The sequence below is a fragment of the Pseudonocardia tropica genome, from assembly GCF_040105315.1.
Lineage (GTDB): Bacteria > Actinomycetota > Actinomycetes > Mycobacteriales > Pseudonocardiaceae > Pseudonocardia > Pseudonocardia alni.
On the sequence record NZ_JBEDNP010000003.1, the window covers coordinates 269,985 to 288,500 of the forward strand.

At 74.5% G+C, this 18,516-nt stretch carries 19 protein-coding genes; 7 read left to right on the forward strand and 12 right to left on the reverse strand.

Annotation, left to right across the window (positions count from 1 at the left end; translation table 11 throughout):
• The first annotated feature begins 47 nt into the window (after positions 1-47).
• Positions 48-1,241, forward strand: a complete 1,194-nt coding sequence (locus WHI96_RS06870; protein ID WP_345642702.1) for an MFS transporter — start codon at positions 48-50, stop codon at positions 1,239-1,241.
• A gap of 189 nt (positions 1,242-1,430) precedes the next feature.
• A complete protein-coding gene (locus WHI96_RS06875) occupies positions 1,431-2,174 on the forward strand; it encodes a Crp/Fnr family transcriptional regulator (RefSeq protein WP_345642705.1) in 744 nt (247 codons plus the stop codon).
• A gap of 38 nt (positions 2,175-2,212) precedes the next feature.
• Here WHI96_RS06875 and thyX read toward each other — a convergent pair whose 3' ends face one another.
• Entirely contained in the window at positions 2,213-2,977 is a 765-nt protein-coding gene (thyX, locus tag WHI96_RS06880; RefSeq protein ID WP_345642708.1) for an FAD-dependent thymidylate synthase, read from the reverse strand.
• A 151-nt stretch (positions 2,978-3,128) separates the two neighbouring features.
• On the opposite strand from thyX, the gene WHI96_RS06885 reads away from it, so the two are divergent.
• The 3 genes from WHI96_RS06885 (at position 3,129) to WHI96_RS06895 (ending at position 5,394) form a co-directional block, all read left to right on the forward strand.
• Complete coding sequence (locus tag WHI96_RS06885; protein ID WP_345642710.1) at positions 3,129-3,701, forward strand: toxin-antitoxin system HicB family antitoxin; 573 nt, start codon at positions 3,129-3,131, stop codon at positions 3,699-3,701.
• Positions 3,698-4,885: a DUF4097 family beta strand repeat-containing protein gene (locus WHI96_RS06890; RefSeq protein WP_345642712.1), complete on the forward strand. Its 1,188-nt coding sequence runs from the start codon at positions 3,698-3,700 to the stop codon at positions 4,883-4,885. Before WHI96_RS06885 ends, WHI96_RS06890 begins: the two co-directional genes overlap by 4 nt.
• A 65-nt stretch (positions 4,886-4,950) precedes the next feature.
• A complete protein-coding gene (locus tag WHI96_RS06895; RefSeq protein ID WP_345642714.1) occupies positions 4,951-5,394 on the forward strand; it encodes a nitroreductase/quinone reductase family protein in 444 nt (147 codons plus the stop codon).
• A gap of 4 nt (positions 5,395-5,398) precedes the next feature.
• Here the strand turns inward: WHI96_RS06895 and WHI96_RS06900 are convergent, their stop codons facing one another.
• A complete protein-coding gene (locus WHI96_RS06900; protein WP_345642716.1) occupies positions 5,399-6,646 on the reverse strand; it encodes a winged helix-turn-helix domain-containing protein in 1,248 nt (415 codons plus the stop codon).
• A 64-nt stretch (positions 6,647-6,710) separates the two neighbouring features.
• Here WHI96_RS06900 and WHI96_RS06905 point away from each other — a divergent pair, with 64 nt between their 5' ends.
• Positions 6,711-7,241, forward strand: coding sequence for a GNAT family N-acetyltransferase (locus WHI96_RS06905; RefSeq protein ID WP_345642719.1), 531 nt, complete (start codon positions 6,711-6,713; stop codon positions 7,239-7,241).
• A 4-nt stretch (positions 7,242-7,245) separates the two neighbouring features.
• On the opposite strand, the gene dapB is transcribed toward WHI96_RS06905, so the two are convergent.
• The 10 genes from dapB to WHI96_RS06955 form a co-directional block, all read right to left on the reverse strand.
• Positions 7,246-7,995 (reverse strand): 4-hydroxy-tetrahydrodipicolinate reductase, encoded by a 750-nt coding sequence (dapB, locus tag WHI96_RS06910; protein WP_345642721.1) that lies wholly within the window; start codon positions 7,993-7,995, stop codon positions 7,246-7,248.
• 145 nt (positions 7,996-8,140) lie between these two features.
• On the reverse strand, positions 8,141-8,620 hold the full coding sequence (locus WHI96_RS06915; protein ID WP_345642723.1) for a DUF456 domain-containing protein: 480 nt from the start codon (positions 8,618-8,620) through the stop codon (positions 8,141-8,143).
• A 193-nt stretch (positions 8,621-8,813) separates the two neighbouring features.
• On the reverse strand, positions 8,814-10,124 hold the full coding sequence (locus WHI96_RS06920) for a M16 family metallopeptidase (protein ID WP_345642975.1): 1,311 nt from the start codon (positions 10,122-10,124) through the stop codon (positions 8,814-8,816).
• Positions 10,125-10,203: 79 nt separating this feature from the next.
• Entirely contained in the window at positions 10,204-12,486 is a 2,283-nt protein-coding gene (locus WHI96_RS06925) for a polyribonucleotide nucleotidyltransferase (protein ID WP_345642726.1), read from the reverse strand.
• Between the two features lie 242 nt (positions 12,487-12,728).
• Positions 12,729-12,998: a 30S ribosomal protein S15 gene (gene rpsO / locus WHI96_RS06930; RefSeq protein ID WP_345642729.1), complete on the reverse strand. Its 270-nt coding sequence runs from the start codon at positions 12,996-12,998 to the stop codon at positions 12,729-12,731.
• A 166-nt stretch (positions 12,999-13,164) separates the two neighbouring features.
• The gene (locus WHI96_RS06935; RefSeq protein WP_345642732.1) at positions 13,165-13,686 is read right to left on the reverse strand and encodes a 2'-5' RNA ligase family protein; all 522 of its coding nucleotides are present in this window, start codon (positions 13,684-13,686) and stop codon (positions 13,165-13,167) included.
• Positions 13,687-13,698: 12 nt separating this feature from the next.
• The gene (locus tag WHI96_RS06940; protein ID WP_345642735.1) at positions 13,699-14,238 is read right to left on the reverse strand and encodes a helix-turn-helix domain-containing protein; all 540 of its coding nucleotides are present in this window, start codon (positions 14,236-14,238) and stop codon (positions 13,699-13,701) included.
• Between the two features lie 65 nt (positions 14,239-14,303).
• Complete coding sequence (locus WHI96_RS06945) at positions 14,304-15,266, reverse strand: bifunctional riboflavin kinase/FAD synthetase (RefSeq protein ID WP_345642738.1); 963 nt, start codon at positions 15,264-15,266, stop codon at positions 14,304-14,306.
• A 94-nt stretch (positions 15,267-15,360) separates the two neighbouring features.
• Positions 15,361-16,257 carry a tRNA pseudouridine(55) synthase TruB gene (gene truB, locus WHI96_RS06950; protein WP_345642741.1) on the reverse strand — a complete coding sequence of 299 codons (897 nt, stop codon included), beginning with the start codon at positions 16,255-16,257 and terminating at the stop codon, positions 15,361-15,363.
• 9 nt (positions 16,258-16,266) lie between these two features.
• Positions 16,267-16,926, reverse strand: coding sequence for a response regulator transcription factor (locus tag WHI96_RS06955; protein WP_345642743.1), 660 nt, complete (start codon positions 16,924-16,926; stop codon positions 16,267-16,269).
• 116 nt (positions 16,927-17,042) lie between these two features.
• Between WHI96_RS06955 and WHI96_RS06960 the strand changes: the two genes are divergently transcribed.
• A complete protein-coding gene (locus WHI96_RS06960) occupies positions 17,043-18,503 on the forward strand; it encodes a cation:dicarboxylate symporter family transporter (RefSeq protein ID WP_345642746.1) in 1,461 nt (486 codons plus the stop codon).
• Positions 18,504-18,516 lie beyond the last annotated feature (13 nt).

Below are 18,516 nucleotides of genomic sequence, written 5' to 3' on the forward strand. Positions count from 1 at the left end.
TGCCACCACGCAGCCGCCGCGGTCGATGCGGGACCGCCGCGGCCCTGGTGTTCAACAAGGTCTTCTTCCCCGAGCTCGGGGCGGCGGCCGGTACCGCGCTCGCGCTGGCCACCTTCGGCGTGGCGTTCGTCGCGCGGCCGTTCGGGTCGGTGCTGTTCGGCCACTTCGGCGACCGGCTCGGCCGCAAGGGCACGCTGGTCACCACGCTGCTGCTGATGGGCTTCTCGACGCTCGCGATCGGCCTGCTGCCCACCACCGGGATGATCGGCGTCCTGGCGCCGATCCTGCTCGTGGTGCTGCGCATCCTGCAGGGCCTCGCCGTCGGCGGCGAGTGGGCCGGGACGACCCTGCTCACCGCGGAGAACGCGCCGACGAAGGCCCGCGGCACGTACGCGCTGTTCCCCCAGCTCGGCCCGTCGGTGGCGTTCGCGCTGGCGTCGGCGACCTTCCTGGTCACCGCGCTGACCATGAGCGACGAGGCGTTCCTGGCGTGGGGCTGGCGCATCCCGTTCATCGGGTCGGTGCTGCTCGTCGCGGTCGGGCTCTACGTGCGGCTCGCCCTGGAGGAGACCGCCGGGTTCAAGAACAGCGGCCCGGTCTCGACGAAGCTCCCGATCACCGAGGTGTTCACCAGCCGTCCGGGCGCGGTGTTCCTCGGCGCCGGCTCGACGACCGCGGTGTTCGCCTTCTTCTACATCGGCGTCACCTACCTGACCAGCTACGGCACCCAGCAGCTGCAGCTGCCGCGGCCGTCGGTGCTGGCCATGGGCATCGTCGGCGGCATCGTCTTCGCGCTGACCACGATCGCCTCGGCGGTCCTGTCCGACCGGGTCGGGCGCCGGAGGATGGTCGTCGGCGGCAACATCGCCTCGGTCGTCGCCGGGCTCGTCGCGTTCCCGATCATCGACATCGGGACGGTGTGGTCGTTCGGGCTGGGCCTGTCGCTGGTGCTCGGCGTCGTCGGCATCGCCTACGGCCCGATCGGCGCCCAGCTGCCGGAGCTGTTCCCGACCCGGTTCCGCTACACCGGCGCCGGGATCGCCTACAACCTCGCCGGCGTCTTCGGCGGCGGCGTGGTGCCGCTGTTCGCCGCGGCGCTGGCCGCGTCGACGCTGGGCAGCCTCGGCATCGGCCTGCTGCTCTCGGCGGTCTCGCTGCTCAGCCTGCTCTGCACGCTGGCCCTGCCGCAGACCGACGCGGACTCCCTCGCCGAGCAGGACGCGCAGCTCTCGGCCGTCTGACCGGCCACCGGGGCGCCCGTCCGGGCGGACCGTCCCGCACCCACCCGGTGCCGGCGGCCGCCGGCCGGCACCCCCGGGCCCCGACGGCCCGGACGCACCCCTCGGCGTCCGGGCCGTCCCGCCTACCCGCAGGCGCTCCAGCCCGCTACCGTCCGGTCGGACCATCGGCGACGGCCGGGAGGCGGGACCATGAGCAGCGGCGCGGCGCGGCGGCCGGACGGCACCGTGCGCGCGCTGCCCGCCCCCGATCCCGACGACCACCCGGTCTCACCGTTCCTGACCGCCCCGTGGACCTCGCTGACCTCCCGGATCGCGCGGCTGGGCAGCCCCCGCCACTACACCCGCGGCGAGCACGTCTACACCCAGGGCCAGCTGTCGTCGCGGTTCCACCTCGTCGTCTCCGGGCGGGTGCGGATCTACCTGCACCGGCCCGACGGCTCGGAACGCTCGCTGGCCTACGCCGAGCCCGGCGCCAGCCTCGGCGAGGCCGCCTGCGTCGACGGACGGCCGCGCCACCTCGCCTCGGTCTGCACCCGGCCGTCGGAGATCGTCTCGGTGACCCGCGACGCGCTGCTGACCGCCGCCCGCGACGCGCCGGAGCTCCTGCTCGAGATCACCCGCCGGATCGCCTACAAGCAGCGGGTCATGCAGCTGCACGTGCTCATCGAGGGGCTGCCCGCCCGCGAGCGGATCATCCTGCTGCTCGGCCACCTGGTGGAGGCCTACGGCGAGATCGCGCTCGACGAGGTGGCCCGGCTGTCGATCCGCCCCGCCGTCGACGAGCTGGGGCTGCTCGTGGGGCTCACCCGGGTCACGACCAGCCGGGAGCTGTCCCGGCTGGTCGCGGAGGGCCTGCTGGAGAAGGAGGGACGCGGGTTCGTCGTGCGGGACCTGCCGGACCTGCGACGACGGGTGCACGCCGTCCTCGCCTGAGCCCGGCCTCAGCGCCGGAACCGGCTCGGCGAGCCTCGTCAGCCCTCAGCCACCAGCGGGCTGGAGGCGATCTCGGTGCCGTCGGCGAGGGTCTGGATCTGGAAGTCCGCGAACACGTTCGGCACCTCGACCTGCAGCTGGCGCAGGCACTCGACGGCGAGGTTGCGGATCTCGACGTCGGCGGCCTCGGAGGCGCGCATCGCGATGAAGTGCCGCCACGCCCGGTAGTTCCCGGTGACGACGATCCTGGTCTCGGTGGCGTTCGGCAGCACCGACCGCGCGGCCTGGCGGGCCTGCTTGCGCCGCAGCGTCCCGTTCGGCACGTCGGCGAAGCGCGCCTCCAGCCCCTCGAGGAGCTTCTCGTAGGAGGCGAGCGCGTCGGCCGAGGCCTGCAGGAACAGCTCGTGCAGCTCCGGGTCCCGGGCGATGACGTCGGGCTCGACCATCGCGGCGTCACGCTCGGGGACGTAACGCTGCGAGAGCTGGGAGTAGGAGAAGTGCCGGTGCCGGATCAGCTCGTGGGTCAGCGAGCGCGAGATGCCGGTCAGGTAGAAGCTGACCGAGCCGTGCTCGAGGACCGAGAGGTGCCCGACCTCGAGGATGTGGGCGATGTAGCCGGCGTTGGTCGCGGTGCGCGGGTTCGGCTTGGTCCACGACTGGTAGCAGGCGCGGCCGGCGAACTCGGCCAGCGCCTGGCCGCCGTCGGCGTCGGTGGACCACGGGACGTCCGCGGGCGGGGTGAACTCGGTCTTCGCGACGAGCTGCACGGTCAGCGGGACGGTCTTCGGCGCGGTCTCCGACATGCCGCGAGGGTAACGACCGGCGTCCCCGGCACCCGCCGGGCCCCGCGCCCGTACCCACGGTGGCGGCCGCGGCACCCCCGGTGCGCTGCGACGTCGCAACCGACGCCACGAACGGGTGGCGTGATGTCAGTGGTGACGCCATAGTGGTGTCATGGACCTCACGCCGTATGTCGCGCAGCTGCGCGACGACCTCGCCGCCGCGGCGGCCGCGGGCGACGAGCAGACCCGTCGCACGGCGGCGCTGCTCGGCTCCGCGATCGAGCCCGCCGCCCGGCTCGCGATCATGAACGCCTTGTCCGACCTGGCCTCGGAGGCGACCGCCGCACTCGGCGACCGCTCGGTCGAGGTCCGCCTGCACGGCCGGGAGGTGCGCGTGTCGGTGTCCGGGGGCGACCCGGAGCCCGGGCACTCCCCCACCCCGGACCCGGCCCCGGCGAGCGAGGGGACGTCGCCGTTCGGCGGCTTCCCGTTCGGCGGCGCCGCCCCCGGTGGCCCGGCCTCCGGTGGCTCGCCGTTCTCCGGTGACGCCGGGGACATCAGCCGGGTCACCCTGCGCATCGTCGAGCAGATCAAGGCCCAGGCCGAGCGCGCCGCCCAGTCCCAGGGCGTCTCGCTCAACACCTGGGTGTCGCAGGCGGTGCAGGGGGCGCTCGCCGGCGCGGAGGGACGCGTCGGTCGCCCGCACCGCGACGGGCGCAGCCTGAGGGGATGGGTGCAGGGATGAGCGACGAGCAGACCGGCCCCGTCGGGCCGGACGACGGCAGCGGTGACGCCGCGCGCGGCGGCACCGGCGAGGCCCCCGGCACCGGCAACGGGGGTACCGGCAACGCGGGCACCGGCGACGTCGGCGGCGACAGCGCCCCCACGGGCAGCACCGGCAGCAGCGGGGGCGGCACCGGCATCGGCACCGGTGGCGACCGCACCGGGGACAGCGCCGCCGACACCGGCAGTCCCTCCCGCGGCGAGCGGTTCGACTGCGCCGGCGCCGCCGAGATCGAGGTGACGACCGGGGCAGGCCGGGTCCGGATCGACCTGGTCGACGGGGCCGACGAGATCCGCGCGGAGGTCACCGCCGACCGCAGCGCCGCGCCGTGGTCCGGCGGCCTCGGTGGGCTGCTGGACTGGATCGGCAGCTCGATGACCGGTGGCTCCGGTGCGCCCCGGGCCGGGGCGGGCTGGTCCGGCCGCGGGTTCGACCCGATCGTCGGCGCCCCCTGGGAGGCCACCGGCGACCCCTCGGCGGACGCCGTCGACGCCGTCACCATCGAGTGGTCGGCCTCGTCGCGACGCCTGGTGGTCCGCGGTCCGGACGACCCGGCCCTCGGCGCGGTACCGCTCGTGGTGACCGTCTCCGCCCCCGCCGGGTCGCGGCCCGCGGTGCGGACCGGCGCGGCCTCGGTCGAGCTGACCGGCCGGGCGTCCTGGGCCGCGGTGCGGACCGGGTCCGGTGCGGCCCGGGTGGCCCAGGTGCACGGCGACGCCGACGTCACCACCGGGTCGGGGTCGATCGACCTGGGCACGTGCTCGGGCCGGGCGCACCTGCGCGCCGGCTCCGGCGGCGTCGAGGCCGGGTCGCTCGGCGGCGCGTCGCGCATCCGGACCGGCAGCGGCGACGTCCGCGTCGGCGAGCTCACCGCGGACCTGGAGGTGCGCTCGGGGTCGGGGGACGTCGTCGTCGCCGACGCGGTCTCCGGTGACGTCCGGCTCGGCACCGGGTCGGGGTCGGTCCGGGTCGGGGTGCACTCCGGTGTGGCCGCCGAGCTGGACCTGTCGACCGGATCGGGCCGCGCCCGCTCCGAGCTCGACCTCCGCCACGACACCCCGTCCACGGCACCGGCGGTGCGGCTGTCCGGGCGCACCGGCAGCGGCGACGTCCTGGTCACCCGGGCCTCCGCCGCCGCGGTCTGACCTGCGACCGGTACCTCGTTCGTCGAGATGATCGGCGAGCGAGGTACCGGCGTAGGCTCGGTGTCGTGGACCGCACCGAGATCGCCGCGACGAACGCCTCCATGACCGCCCGGGTGCTGCAGATGCCTCCCACCCCCGTCCCCGACGGCGGCTACGCCCTGCGCGTGTTGCGTACCCGCGGGCGGAGCAGCGGGGAGCCGCGCGACACCCCGATCGGCGTCGTCGGGCACGGCGGCGCCGGCTACCTGGTCTCCCCCACCGGTGGGCGGGACTGGGTGCGCAACCTGCGGGCGACCCCGGAGTGCGCGATCCGCTCCGCCGCGGGCGACGAGCCGCACCGCGCGGTCGAGCCCGGCCGCGCCGAGGCCGCGGCCGCCGTCGTCGGCTACCTGCGGGCGCTCGACGTGCCGTGGGCGCTGTCGGCCTTCCCGGTGCCCGCCGACGCCACCGAGGAGCAGGTCTCCGAGCACCTGGACACGATCGTCGTGTTCCGCCTCGACCCCGCCTGAGCGCTCAGGCGGCGGCGACCTCGGCCCGGAGCTCGGCGGCCAGGTCGCCCCGCTCCCCCACGGCGACGCCGTCGAGCCCGAGCCAGCCCGCCATCGTCGCGAGCTCACCGGCCAGCTCGGCCGCGATCCGCGGGCGCGGGGAACTCGCCCCGGCCTCGGCGAACGCGCCGGGCACCCGCAGCACCCCGGCCGCCCGGTCGGCCTTGAGATCGACCCGGCCGACGAGCTCGCCGTCGAGCAGGAACGGGAAGACGTAGTAGCCGTACTCCCGCTTCGGCTCCGGCACGTAGATCTCGATGCGGTAGCGGAAGCCGAAGATCCGCTCGGTCCGGTCCCGCTCCCACACCAGCGGGTCGAACGGGCACAGCAGCGCCCGCCCGCTCACCGCGCGCGGCACCCGGGCCGCCGGGTCCCGGTAGGCGGGCCGGTCCCAGCCGCGCACCTTCACCGGCTCCAGGGCACCCGCGTCGACCAGCTCGGCGATCGCGGTGCGGGTGCGTTCCGGGCCGAGCCGGTAGTAGTCGCGCAGGTCGGTCTCGGTGCCGATCCCCAGCGCGGACGCGGACCTGGCCACGAGTTCGCGCGCGGCGTCCGCCGGGTCCGGCTCGGGCAGCGCCAGGATCTCCGGCGGCAGGACCCGCGAGGGCAGGTCGTAGCGGCGTTCGAAGTGGACGCGGGTGCCGACCGACAGCTCCCCCGTCGCGAACAGGTACTCGCAGACCCGCTTGACCTCCGAGCGCTCCCACCAGGTCGCGCCGGGCGGGCGCGGGCGCACCTCACCGGCCCGGCCGGCCGGGGCCAGCGCCTTCTCGATCGCCCCGGCGCCCATCGGCCCCGCCTCCGCGACGACGTCGAGGATGTCCCCGGCCAGCTGCGGGTGCTTCTCCAGCAGCGGCCCGTAGTGCTTCCACCACCGCCGCGGCAGCGTCTCGTGGGACAGCAGCGGCCGGTCGGTGACCGGGACGAGGCTCGCCTCGTGCGCCCAGGTCTCCACCAGCAGCCGCGGGCGGCGCGCGTCGGGCGACCAGGCGGCGTCGTCGAGGAGGGCGGCGGGGTAGGCACCGAGCCTGCTGAACAGCGGCATGTAGTGCGCGCGCACCGCGATGTTGACCGAGTCGAGCTGCAGCAGCTTCACCCGGTCCAGCACCCGCCCGAGATGGCGGCGGGTGACCGGCCCGGACGGCCGCGGGTCGGTGAAGCCCTGGGCCGCGAGGAACGTCCGACGGGCGACGTCGGCTGAGATCGTGCGCACGCCCGGATCGTGCCATCGACCCCCGACAGGAACGGGCGACCGGGTCGCACGGTAGGCATGTCCCATGGCCACCGCGACCGTCCGCCCCGCCACCGACGACGACGTCGGCGCGATCATGGCGATCCAGGACCGCACCTGGCGCACCGCCTACGCCGGGCTGCTGCCCGAGGAGGCGTTCGCCGGGCTCACCTCGGACGCCGCGCGCTCGCACTGGAGCGACGCCGTGCACGCCGGGGACGGCTTCCACCTGTTCGTCGCCGTCGAGGGGGACGAGACCGTCGGGTTCGCCGCCGCCGCCCGCTACGCCGGGGCCGACGGCATGGCGATCGCCGAGGTCAGCACGCTGCTCGTGGAGCCGCGCTGGGGCAGGCGCGGGCACGGCGGACGGCTGCTCGCCGCCGCCGCGGCCGCGCTGCGGGAGTCCGGCTCGGACTCCGGGCGCACCTGGGTGGCCGAGGCCGACACCGCCTCACGGAACTTCTACAGCCGTGCCGGCTGGGCGCCCGACGGCGCGGTGCGCACGCTGGACACCGGCACGTCGACGCTGCGCGAGGTCCGCCACGCCGGGACGCTGGACCTGCACCTGATCGGTTGAGGGCTCAGCCGAGCCCGAGCAGCGGCTCGAGGCCGATCGTCAGGCCGGGGCGGTCGCGCACGGCACGCACCGCGAGCAGCACGCCCGGCATGAAGCTGGTCCGGTTCATCGAGTCGTGGCGCAGGGTGAGCACCTCGCCGTCGGTGCCGAGGATGACCTCCTGGTGCGCGATCAGCCCGGGCATCCGGACCGCGTGCACGTGGACGCCCTCGACGACCGCGCCGCGGGCGCCGTGCGGGTCGTCGGTGGTGGCGTCGGGGACCTCGCCGAGCCCGGCCTCGCGTCGTGCCGCGCCGATCACCGACGCGGTCCGCGCGGCGGTGCCGGACGGCGCGTCGACCTTGCCGGCGTGGTGCAGCTCGACGACCTCGGCGGAGTCGAAGAAGCGGGCGGCCTGCGCCGCGAAGTGCATCATCAGCACGGCGCCGACCCCGAAGTTCGGGGCGACGAGCACGCTGCCGGAGCCGCGCTCGTCGAGGATCGCGCGGACCTCGTCGAACCGGGCGGCGTCGAAGCCGCTGGTCCCGACGACGGGTGCGACCCCGCGCGCCAGGCACTCGCGGATGTGGGGGATCGCGGCGCCGGGGTGGGTGAAGTCCACGGCGACGTCGGCACCGTCGAGGGCGGACAGGTCGTCGCCCGCGTCCAGCGCGGCGACCAGCTCGGTGTCCCCGGCGGCCTCGACCGCCCGGCACACCTCGGAGCCCATCCGGCCCTTCGCCCCGAGGACCGCCACCTTGATCGTCCCGCTCACCCGTACACCTCGCGCACCTCGACGTCGTGGACCGCCGGGGAGTCTATGCAGCGGCCCGCCGTGATCACGGATCCGGCACCGGACCGGTCGCAGGGCGACGCGGAGGGTTCCCGATCCGTGATCACGGGGCCCGGTCGGCCGGGGCTCAGCCGACGACCAGGCCGCCGATCCACACCGCGACCGTCACCAGCCCGGCCGCGAGCTCGATGAGGATGCTCCAGCCGACGGCGGTGAGCGCCTCGCGTGCCGAACGCCAGGCGGTGGCGGCGTCGGGCAGGCGGGCCAGCTCGGCCAGCCACACCCCCAGCACGAACCCGAGGAACAGCCCGACGACGGGTACGACGACGAAGCCGACGACCCCGAGCACGAGCCCCGCGAACAGGGTGCGGGTCGGGACCCCGGCGGCCTTGAGCCGCCGTCCGGGGAGCAGGTACTTCGCGACCTGACCGGCGACGGTGACGAGCACCGCGATGCCGAGCACCCACCAGCCGACCGCGTCGCCGCGCGGGACCGCCCAGACCGCCACCCCGCCGACGATCAGCAGCGGCCCGGGCAGCACCGGCAGCACGATCCCGGCCAGGCCGACGAGCATCATCAGGCCGGCGACGACGGCGAGGGCGGTCATGGCGCCCAGCCTGCCAGCAGGTCGCACAGATCGACCGTACGGAATCGCGATGCCGCCCCGCCCTCGCGTTCACCGGTAGGTCAGCCCGGATCGGCGCTCCAGCACCTCAGGGGCCGCCGCCCTGCCCGCTCGGGGTGAGGCTCTCGGAGCGGCAGACGAGCCGGGAGCGCGCCTCTCAGGGCCGGCGACGGCCTCAGGCCAGGTCGCGCAACGCGGCCGGCAGGTCGTCGAGCTCCGCGTAGGGCCCCACGACCGCGGCCGTCAGCGGCTGGGCCAGCAGGTCCGCGGCCAGTGCCGCGACCTCGCCCGGGGTGACCGCGTCGATCCGGGCCAGGCTGTCGGCCAGCGACCGCTGCCGCCCGTGGTCCAGCTCCGCGCGGCCGAGCCGGTTCATCCGCGACGCGGTGTCCTCGCAGCCCAGTACCAGTCCCCCGCGCAGGGCGCCCCGGGCGCGGACGACCTCGGCCTCGGTCAGGCCGTCGGCCGCGACCTCGGCGAGCACGTCCCGCACGACGGCGACGACCTCGCCCAGCCGCTCCGGGGCGCACCCCGCGTACACCGACAGTGCGCCGGCGTCGGCGTAGCGGACGGTCGAGGAGTAGACCTGGTAGGCCAGTCCGCGCTGCTCGCGGACCTGCTGGAACAGCCGCGACGACAGTCCCCCGCCGAGGGCGGAGTTCAGCACCGCCAGCACCGGCAGACCGCGTCCGGCGCGGCCCGCGGTGGGCACACCGAGCATCACGTGGGCCTGCTCGGAGTCGTCGTCGAGCAGGCCGAGGGCGCCGGTGCGCACGGGGCGGGCCCCGGTCGCCGTCCGCGGCGGCACCGGGCGGGCGCCGCGGTGCCCCTGCGCCGCCCGGTCCAGCGCGGCGGCGACGAGCTCCGCGACGTGGTCGTGGTCCAGGTTCCCGGCCGCGGCGACGACCATCCGCGGCGCCGTGTACTCCCCGCGCCAGAAGCTGTGCAGGGTGTCGCGGCTCATCGCCCGGATCGAGTCCTCGGAGCCGATCACCGGGCGCCCCAGCGGGTGGTCGCCGAACAGGGTCTCGTCGAACAGGTCGCCGAGCAGGTCCTCCGGGTCGTCGTCGCGCATCGAGATCTCCTCGAGCACGACGCCCCGTTCCAGCTCGACGTCGGTGTGCGCCAGCTCGGCGTCGGTGACGACGTCGGCCAGCACGTCCACCGCCAGCGCCACGTCGGTGTCGAGGACGTGGGCGTAGTAGCAGGTGTGCTCCTTGGCGGTGAACGCGTTCAGCTCACCGCCGACGGCGTCCATCTCCTCGGCGATGCCCGCCGCGGTGCGCCGCCGGGTGCCCTTGAAGAGCAGGTGTTCCAGGAAGTGCGCGGCCCCCGCCTGCTCGGGCGTCTCGTCGACCGAGCCGATCCCGATCCAGATGCCCAGCGCGACCGAGCGGACGCCCGGCACCGTCTCGGTGACGAGCCGGACCCCGCCGGGCAGGTCGCTGCGGCGGACCGTGTCGGTGGTGTCGTCGGCGGTGGCCACGGGCGGCGGGGACACGCGGGCGGCGGCCCGGGAGGAGTCCCGGGCCGCCGTCGCGTGGTCGTTCTCAGATGCCAACAGTTCAGCTCGGGTTGGCGGCCTCGGCCGGGGCCTCGGCGTCGACGGCACCCTCGGCAGGCGCCTCCGTGGCCGCGGACTCCTCGACCACCGGGACCAGCGAGATCTTGCCGCGGTTGTCGATGTCGGTGACCTCGACGCGCAGCTTGTCGCCGACCTTGACGACGTCCTCGACCTTGCTGATCCGCTTCCCGTTGCCGAGCTTCGAGATGTGGACCAGGCCGTCCTTGCCGGGGACCAGCGAGACGAAGGCACCGAACGCGGCGGCCTTGACCACCGTGCCCAGGAACCGCTCGCCGACCTTCGGCAGCTGCGGGTTGGCGATCGCGTTGATCATGCCGATCGCCTCCTCCGCGGAGGGGCCGTCGTTCGCACCGACGTAGATCGTGCCGTCGTCCTCGATCGAGATGTCGGCGCCGGTCTTCTCGGTGATCGAGTTGATCATCTTGCCCTTCGGGCCGATGACCTCGCCGATCTTGTCGACCGGGACCTTCACCGCGGTGACCCGAGGCGCGTACTTGCTCATCTCGTCCGGGCCTTCGATGGCCTCGCCGATCACCTCGAGGATGGTCAGGCGGGCGTCCTTGGCCTGGTTCAGCGCGGCGGCGAGTACCTCGGACGGGATGCCGTCCAGCTTGGTGTCCAGCTGCAGCGCCGTGACGAACTCCTTGGTTCCGGCGACCTTGAAGTCCATGTCGCCGAACGCGTCCTCGGCACCGAGGATGTCGGTCAGCGCGACGTAGCGCGTCTGGCCGTCGACCTCGTCGGACACCAGGCCCATCGCGATGCCCGCGACCGGCGCCTTCAGCGGCACACCGGCGTTGAGCAGCGACATCGTGGACGCGCAGACCGAGCCCATCGAGGTCGAGCCGTTCGAGCCCAGGGCCTCGGAGACCTGCCGGATCGCGTAGGGGAACTCCTCGCGGGTCGGCAGGACCGGGATCAGGGCCCGCTCGGCGAGCGCGCCGTGGCCGATCTCGCGGCGCTTCGGCGAGCCGACGCGGCCGGTCTCACCGGTCGAGTACGGCGGGAAGTTGTAGTGGTGCAGGTAGCGCTTGCGCGTCTCCGGCCCCAGCTGGTCGATCTGCTGCTCCATGCGGAGCATGTTCAGCGTGGTGACGCCCATGATCTGGGTCTCGCCACGCTCGAACAGCGCCGAGCCGTGCGCCCGCGGGACGACCTCGACCTCGGCCGACAGCGGCCGGATGTCGGTCAGGCCACGGCCGTCGATCCGGACCTGGTCGGTCAGGATGCGGCGGCGGACCAGCTTCTTGTTCAGCGAGCGGAACGCGTTGCCGAGCTCGGACTCGCGGCCGACGAAGCGCTCGCCGAGCTTGTCCAGCACCGACGCCTTGATCTCGTCGGTCCGGGTCTCGCGCTCCTGCTTGCCGGCGATGGTCAGCGCCTGCGCCAGCTCCTGCTCGACGGCCTCGGAGACCGCCTCGAAGGCGTCCGGCTGGTAGGCCGGGAACACCGGGTAGTCGGCGGTCGGCTTGGCCGCGACGTCGGCCAGCTGCTGCTGGGCGATGCACAGGCTGCGGATGAACGGCTTGGCCGCCTCCAGCCCGTCCGCGACGACGCCCTCGGTCGGGGCGGTGGCCCCACCGGCGACGAGGTCGATGGTGTTCTCGGTGGCCTCGGCCTCGACCATCATGATCGCGACGTCGTCACCGACGATGCGGCCCGCGACGACCATGTCGAACGCGGCGCGGTCGAGCTGGTCGTGGGTCGGGAAGGCGACCCACTGAGAAGTCGGCGCAGCGTCGGTTCCGTCGCCCGCGATGAGCGCGACGCGGACGCCGCCGACCGGGCCGGAGAACGGCAGGCCGGCGAGCTGGGTGGACGCCGACGCGGCGTTGATCGCCACGACGTCGTAGGGGTCCTTCGGGTCGAGCGACATGACCGTAACGACGACCTGGATCTCGTTGCGCAGGCCGTCCACGAAGGACGGGCGCAGCGGGCGGTCGATGAGGCGGCAGGTCAGGATCGCGTCGGTGCCCGGGCGGCCCTCGCGGCGGAAGAACGAGCCGGGGATCCGGCCCGCGGCGTACATCCGCTCCTCGACGTCCACCGTGAGCGGGAAGAAGTCGAACTGGTCCTTCGGCCGCTTCGAGGCGGTCGTGGCGGACAGCAGCATGGTCTCGTCGTCGAGGTACGCGACGACGGACCCGGCGGCCTGGCGGGCGAGCCGGCCGGTCTCGAACCGGACGGTGCGGGTGCCGTAGGCGCCGTTGTCGATGACGGCGGTGCTCTCGTGCACGCCGTCCTCGGAGATGACGTCAGTCATACGGGGGTGTTCTCCTCGTCGTTGGGAGTGGTCTTCGTCTACCCCCACCACCGTGGCGCCGGCTCGATCCCCTGCTGGGCCGGTCTTCGATCGAAGCCCCCGGCCGCGCGTCGCGCTCCGGGGGCCACTACCGAGGACCGGCGGATGTCCGGTCGCCCGAGTGGCGGGCTCTGTTCAGTTGTGTCGCTCGGTGTCACGGAACGACCCGGCACCGGGAACCGGTGCCGGGTCGGCCGGGCGGGTCAGCGGCGCAGACCCAGCTTCTCGATCAGCGCGCGGTAGCGGGCGACGTCCACCTCACGCAGGTACTTGAGCAGCCGGCGACGACGACCGACCAGCAGCAGCAGGCCGCGCCGGCTGTGGTGGTCGTGCTTGTGCTGCTTCAGGTGCTCGGTCAGGCCGACGATGCGCTGCGTCAGCAGCGCGACCTGGGCCTCGGGGGACCCGGTGTCGGTGGAGTGGGTGCCGTACTGCTCGAGCGTGCTCTTCTTCTCGGCGGTGGTCAGTGCCACTGCTCAACTCCTTCATCTTCGAGACGGTCCGTGGGGCCGTGACGTCCGACGAAACCCGGATGAACCGGTGGGACGGCAGGAAGTCGGTCTCGGCCGCCACGGACTGCAGCCGGACCCGGTGTGAAACGGTACCAGCGACGGGTGCGCCGACCGCCGCCGACCCGCGTCACCCCGGTGTGCGGTCCGGTGTGCCGGGGCGCAGCGGGACCCGGTGGACCACGGTGTAGCGCGCACCGGGGTCGCTGCGCACGAGCACCGCCTCCCCCGGTGTCCACCAGGGGCCCGCGGCGAGGCCGTCGCCGCCCACGGTCGCGTCGCCGCGGCGCCGGTCCCACCGGGCCAGGGTGACGTGCGGGCGGTACGGCCGGGGCCCCGTCGCACCGGCCCGGGCGGCCAGGCCGGGGAGGACGGGTCCCCCGCTCTCCTCGACCCCGGTCCACAGCACGCCGGGGAAGGTGCCCGTCCCGGCGATCCGCAGCCGCGGCGCGACGGCGCGGACCAGCGCGGTGTCCAGGGCCGAGGCCCGGGTGTCCGGGTCGTCGTCGCCGTGGAAGCACAGCGTCACGTGCCAGGTCGACGGGTCGGTCGGGCGCGCGCCGTCCGGGAGCGGGGGCGGGGCCCCGTCGAGTGCACGGGTCAGCGCCGCCACCGCCCCGGGCGGCGGCCACAGCGCGGTGAACAGCCGCATCCGCACAGCCTGTCAGCGCCGTCCGGCGGCGGCACGACGCAGCACCTCCGCGATCTCCGGGAACGCCGGGGCCAGCTCCGCCGCCGCGGCGACGAGCCGGGCCGGCGCGCTCACCCCGCGCAGCGCGTCCTCCGCGGTCGGCTCGGCCGGTGCCCGTCGCGGCTGCGGCACCGCCGGCCCGGTGGCGGGGGTCTGCTCGGCGCAGCGACAGCCGCCGGTGGGGCCCCACGGCGTCGGCTCCTGCCGGACCCGGGCCAGCAGCACGTCGCGCTCGGCGTCGGGCACCGGGCCGTGCGCGAGCCGCCGGTCCAGCGCGGTCATCCGGCCCAGCACCGCCGGGTCCCCGATCTTGACCCGGCGCCCGCCCGCCAGCTGGGACAGCATCGCCGGGCTCAGCCCGACCGCGGCGGCGAGGCGGGCCTGGGTGATGCCGAGGCCGGTCGTGAGCCGGCGGATGCGCTCGTCGAGGGGCTCGCCGTAGATCGCGCTCTGGCGGTCGCGGTTGCGCGCGATCTCCTGCGCCACCGGGTCCTCGGTGCGGGGGTCGTCCATGCCGGACAGCCTCGGCGACCACGCGGTGCGGGCGTGGACGTTCGGCCCCGGCAGGGGGTTTTCACCTAACCCGGCGCCCCGTCGGGTCCGGTCGCGTCGCCGACCGCGGTGAGGATCTCGCGGCAGGTCGCGACGTCGCGGCCCATCTGCGCGACGAGCGCCTCGATGCCGTCGTAGTGCTCCTGGCCGCGCAGCCGCTCGACGAACTCCACGCCGACCTCGTGGCCGTAGAAGTTCTCGTCGACGTCGAGGACGTAGACCTCGACGGTGCGCACCCGCCCGGAGAACGTCGGGTTGGTGCCCACCGAGATGGCGCCCATCAGGCGGCGGTCGCCGATGCGGAACCAGCCCGCGTAGACGCCGTCGGCGGGGATCGCCGCGTGCGGTGAGCCGGCGACGTTCGCCGTCGGGTAGCCCAGGTCACGGCCACGCTTGTGGCCGTGCACGATCACGCCGTCCACCCGGTGCCAGCGGCCCAGCGCGTGCGCGGCGTCGCGGACGGCCCCCGCGTCGATGCAGGACCGGATGTAGGTGGAGGAGAAGGTCACGTCGTGGTCGGAGACCAGGTCGAGGGCCTCGCAGGCGAACCCGAAGCGGCGGCCCAGCTCGGCGAGGGTCCCGACGTCGCCCTCGGCGCGGTGGCCGAAGGTGAAGTTGCTGCCCACGACGACGACCGCCGCGTGCAGCCGGTCCACCAGCACCTCGTGCGCGAACCCCGCGGGCGCCATCCGGGACAGCGCCTCGGTGAACGGGATGACGCAGAAGACGTCCGCGCCCGCCTCGGCCACGAGCTCCGCCCGCCGGTCGAGTGTGGACAGCCGCGCCGGGTGCGTGCCGGGCCGGATCAGCTCGGCCGGGTGCGGGTCGAACGTCACGACGACCGCGGGCAGGCCGCGCTCGTGTGCCCGTTCCACGGCACGGGCGATCAGCTGCCGGTGCCCCCGGTGCACCCCGTCGAACACGCCGACGGTGACGACGCACCGGCCCCACCCGGGTGGAACCGCCTCCAGACCACGCCACCGCTGCACGGCCGCGAGCCTAGGCGAACCGGGTGGGATCCCGCGCAGCGGGCGACCGCGGCCGGCCCGGGGGTCAGCCCGCCGGGGCGAGCACGGCCCGGGGTCAGCCCGCCGGGGCGAGCACGACGACCGGGCGGGCGGCGGCGCCGCGGTCGGCCATCAGGGCCAGCGCGGCGCCGTCCGGGCCGAACACGCCGTAGGTGCCGTCGATCCCGGCCGCGGGCAGCGACTTGCCGAACCGCACGTCGGTGGCGGCGGAGGCGTCGAGGTCGACGCGCGGGAACGCCGTCGCGACGGCCGCGGCGAGGTCCAGCGACAGGCCCGGGTCGTCGGCGAGCTGCTCGACGGTGCGCGCGTGCTCCAGGGTGAACGGTCCGACCCGGGTGCGTCGCAGCGCGGTCAGGTGCCCGGCGGAGCCCAGTGCCGTGCCGAGGTCGCGGGCGAGCGCACGGACGTAGGTGCCCGAGGAACAGTCGACGGCGACGTCCAGGTCGCACCACGGCCCCTCGCGGCGCACCGCGAGCAGCTCGAAGGCCGAGACGGTGACCGGGCGGGCCGGGATCTCGACGGTCTCGCCGTCGCGGACCCGCTGGTAGGCGCGCTTGCCGTCGATCTTCACCGCGGACACCGCGCTGGGGACCTGCATGATCGGCCCCGTCAGCGCGGCCATCGCGGCCCGGACGGCGGCGTCGTCGGCCACGACCGGGACGGGCTCGCCGACGGGCGTGCCCTCGGCGTCGTCGGTGTCGGTGGCCTGCCCGAGACGCACGGTCGCGGTGTAGGCCTTGGTGTCGAGCGACAGGTGCCCGAGCAGCTTGGTGGCCCGCTCGATGCCGACGACGAGCACCCCGGTGGCCATCGGGTCCAGCGTCCCGGCGTGACCGACCTTGCGGGTGCCCATGATCCGGCGGAGCGTCCCGACGACGTCGTGGCTGGTCGGGCCCCGGTCCTTGTCGACGATCACGAGGCCGGGCGGCGGGGGCGGGTTGCGTGCGGGCACGCCGGGACGCTAACGCGCCAGCCGGTACCCGACTCCACGGACCGTCACCACGACGTCGCGGGCGCCCAGCTTCGACCGCAGCGACGCCACGTGCGCCTCCAGCGTGCGCGCCGCGGAGGCGTCGGCGATCCCCCACACCTGCTCCAGCAGCTCGGTGCGCGGCAGCACCGCGCCCTCGCGGCGGGCGAGCGCGGCGAGCAGGTCGAACTCCTTGCGGGTCAGCGCGACCTCGGCGCCGCCCGCGGTCACCGCCCGCCGGTCGAGGTCGACGACGACGTCGCCGACGCTCACCGTCGCGGCCACCGCGGCGCGGGTCGCGCGGCGCAGGACGGCCTCGATCCGGGCGACGAGCTCCTCGGTGGAGACCGGCTTGACCAGGTAGTCGTCGGCGCCCGAGCGCAGGCCCTGCACCCGCGCCGCGACGTCGCCGCGGCCGGTGATGGCGAGGATCGGCACCCGGGACCGCTCCCGGATCTCCCGGCAGACGCCGATGCCGTCGCGGTCGGGCAGGCCCATGTCGAGCAGGACGACGTCGGGCTCCCGCTCGGCGACGGCCGCGATGGCCGCGGATCCGCTGGTCACGAGGTCGGTCGGGTAGCCCTCGCGGACCAGGCTGCGCCGCAGGGCGTCGCCGAGGACCGCGTCGTCCTCGACCAGCAGCACCCGCACGCGCCCACCCTAGCGACGTTTCCTCAAAGCTTCCTCAAGCCCGGTGTCCCCGCGGTTGCCCCACGACACGCCCCGGCCCCATCGTTTCCCCACCGCACACGTCGAGGAGGACGGACATGGCCGAGGTCGCCAACGCAGACGGCTCGTCGGGAACGGGGTCGCCCACCCCCACCCGGCGCAGGAAGAGGGTCTACACCCAGCTCTGGTTCTGGGTGATCATCGGAATCGTCGGCGGCGCGCTCGTCGGGTGGCTCGCCCCCGACATCGGCAAGAGCACCAAGTGGCTCGCCGACGGCTTCATCCAGATGATCAAGGTCATCGTCGCGCCGGTCATCTTCTGCACGGTCGTCGTCGGGATCGCCTCGATCGGCAACCTGGCGCGGGCCGGTGGGCTCGCGGTCCGGGCCCTCGGCTACTTCCTCGCCGCGACCGCCGTCGCCCTCACCATCGGGCTCCTCGCGGCGAACATCTTCGCGCCGGGTGCGGGCTTCACCGGCACCCCGTCGGCCGCCGACCTGGCCAGGGCCCAGCAGGACATCGACACCGGCTCGGCGTCCGGCCAGGAAGGCCTCGTGGGCTTCCTGCTCGACGACGTCCTCCCGACCAGCTTCTTCGGGCCGTTCGTCGACAACGAGATCCTGCGCGTCTTGGTTCTCGCCGTGCTGACCGCGTGTGCGGTGTCCGCGATGACCCCCGCGCTCCGGGAGCGCGTGGTCGGCTCCATCGACACCTTCGCCAAGGTGATCTTCGGCATCATCAAGCTGATCATGTGGGCCGCGCCGATCGCGGCGTTCGGTGGCATGGCCTACACGGTGGCCGCGTTCGGGGCGTCGTCGCTGACCAACCTGCTCCAGCTCATGGCGGTGTTCTGGGGAACGTGCCTGTTCTTCGTCGTCGTCGTCCTCGGCGGGGTGTCCGCGCTCGCCGGGTTCAACGTCTTCAAGGTGGTCCGGCTGGTCAAGGACGAGCTGCTGATCATTCTCGGGACCTCGTCCTCGGAGTCGGTGCTCCCCCGGCTGCTCACCAAGCTCGAGGCCGCCGGGGCCTCCAAGCAGACCGTCGGCATGGTGATCCCGACCGGCTACTCGTTCAACCTCGACGGCACCTGCATCTACCTGACCCTGGGCGCCCTGTTCATCGCCCAGGCCGGTGGCGAGACCCTCCCGATCGGTCTGCAGATCGGCCTCGCCCTGCTCATGGTCCTGACCTCGAAGGGTGCAGCAGGCGTCACCGGTGCCGGGCTCGTCACCCTGTCCGCCTCGCTGCAGGCGTTCGGTGGGGAGTTCTTCACCCCCGAGGCGATCGCCATCGGTATCGCGGTGATCATCGGCATCGACCGCGTCATGTCCGAGGGACGCGCTCTCACCAACTGCATCGGCAACGTCGTGGCCACGCTGGCCATCGCCCGCTGGAACGGCGAGCTGGACCGCGAGCGGCTCGCGGCGGTGCTCGACGACCCGACGCTCGTCGACACGGCCATGGAGGCCGAGCACGGCTCCGGCCTCGACGCCCCCGCGTCGTCGGACAAGGCCACCACCGACTCCGACAACCGGACGACGGTCGGCGCGGGCTCCTGATCCCGGCGCTCCG

Excerpts from the sequence above, each read along its gene's own strand:
- WHI96_RS06875 (WP_345642705.1), top strand. The coding sequence starts at position 1,431 with ATGAGCAGCGGCGCGGCGCGGCGGCCGGACGGCACCGTGCGCGCGCTG.
- thyX (WP_345642708.1), bottom strand. The coding sequence starts at position 2,977 with ATGTCGGAGACCGCGCCGAAGACCGTCCCGCTGACCGTGCAGCTCGTC.
- WHI96_RS06885 (WP_345642710.1), top strand. The coding sequence starts at position 3,129 with ATGGACCTCACGCCGTATGTCGCGCAGCTGCGCGACGACCTCGCCGCC.
- WHI96_RS06890 (WP_345642712.1), top strand. The coding sequence starts at position 3,698 with ATGAGCGACGAGCAGACCGGCCCCGTCGGGCCGGACGACGGCAGCGGT.
- WHI96_RS06905 (WP_345642719.1), top strand. The coding sequence starts at position 6,711 with ATGGCCACCGCGACCGTCCGCCCCGCCACCGACGACGACGTCGGCGCG.
- WHI96_RS06915 (WP_345642723.1), bottom strand. The coding sequence starts at position 8,620 with ATGACCGCCCTCGCCGTCGTCGCCGGCCTGATGATGCTCGTCGGCCTG.
- WHI96_RS06925 (WP_345642726.1), bottom strand. The coding sequence starts at position 12,486 with ATGACTGACGTCATCTCCGAGGACGGCGTGCACGAGAGCACCGCCGTC.
- WHI96_RS06935 (WP_345642732.1), bottom strand. The coding sequence starts at position 13,686 with ATGCGGCTGTTCACCGCGCTGTGGCCGCCGCCCGGGGCGGTGGCGGCG.
- WHI96_RS06940 (WP_345642735.1), bottom strand. The coding sequence starts at position 14,238 with ATGGACGACCCCCGCACCGAGGACCCGGTGGCGCAGGAGATCGCGCGC.
- WHI96_RS06960 (WP_345642746.1), top strand. The coding sequence starts at position 17,043 with ATGGCCGAGGTCGCCAACGCAGACGGCTCGTCGGGAACGGGGTCGCCC.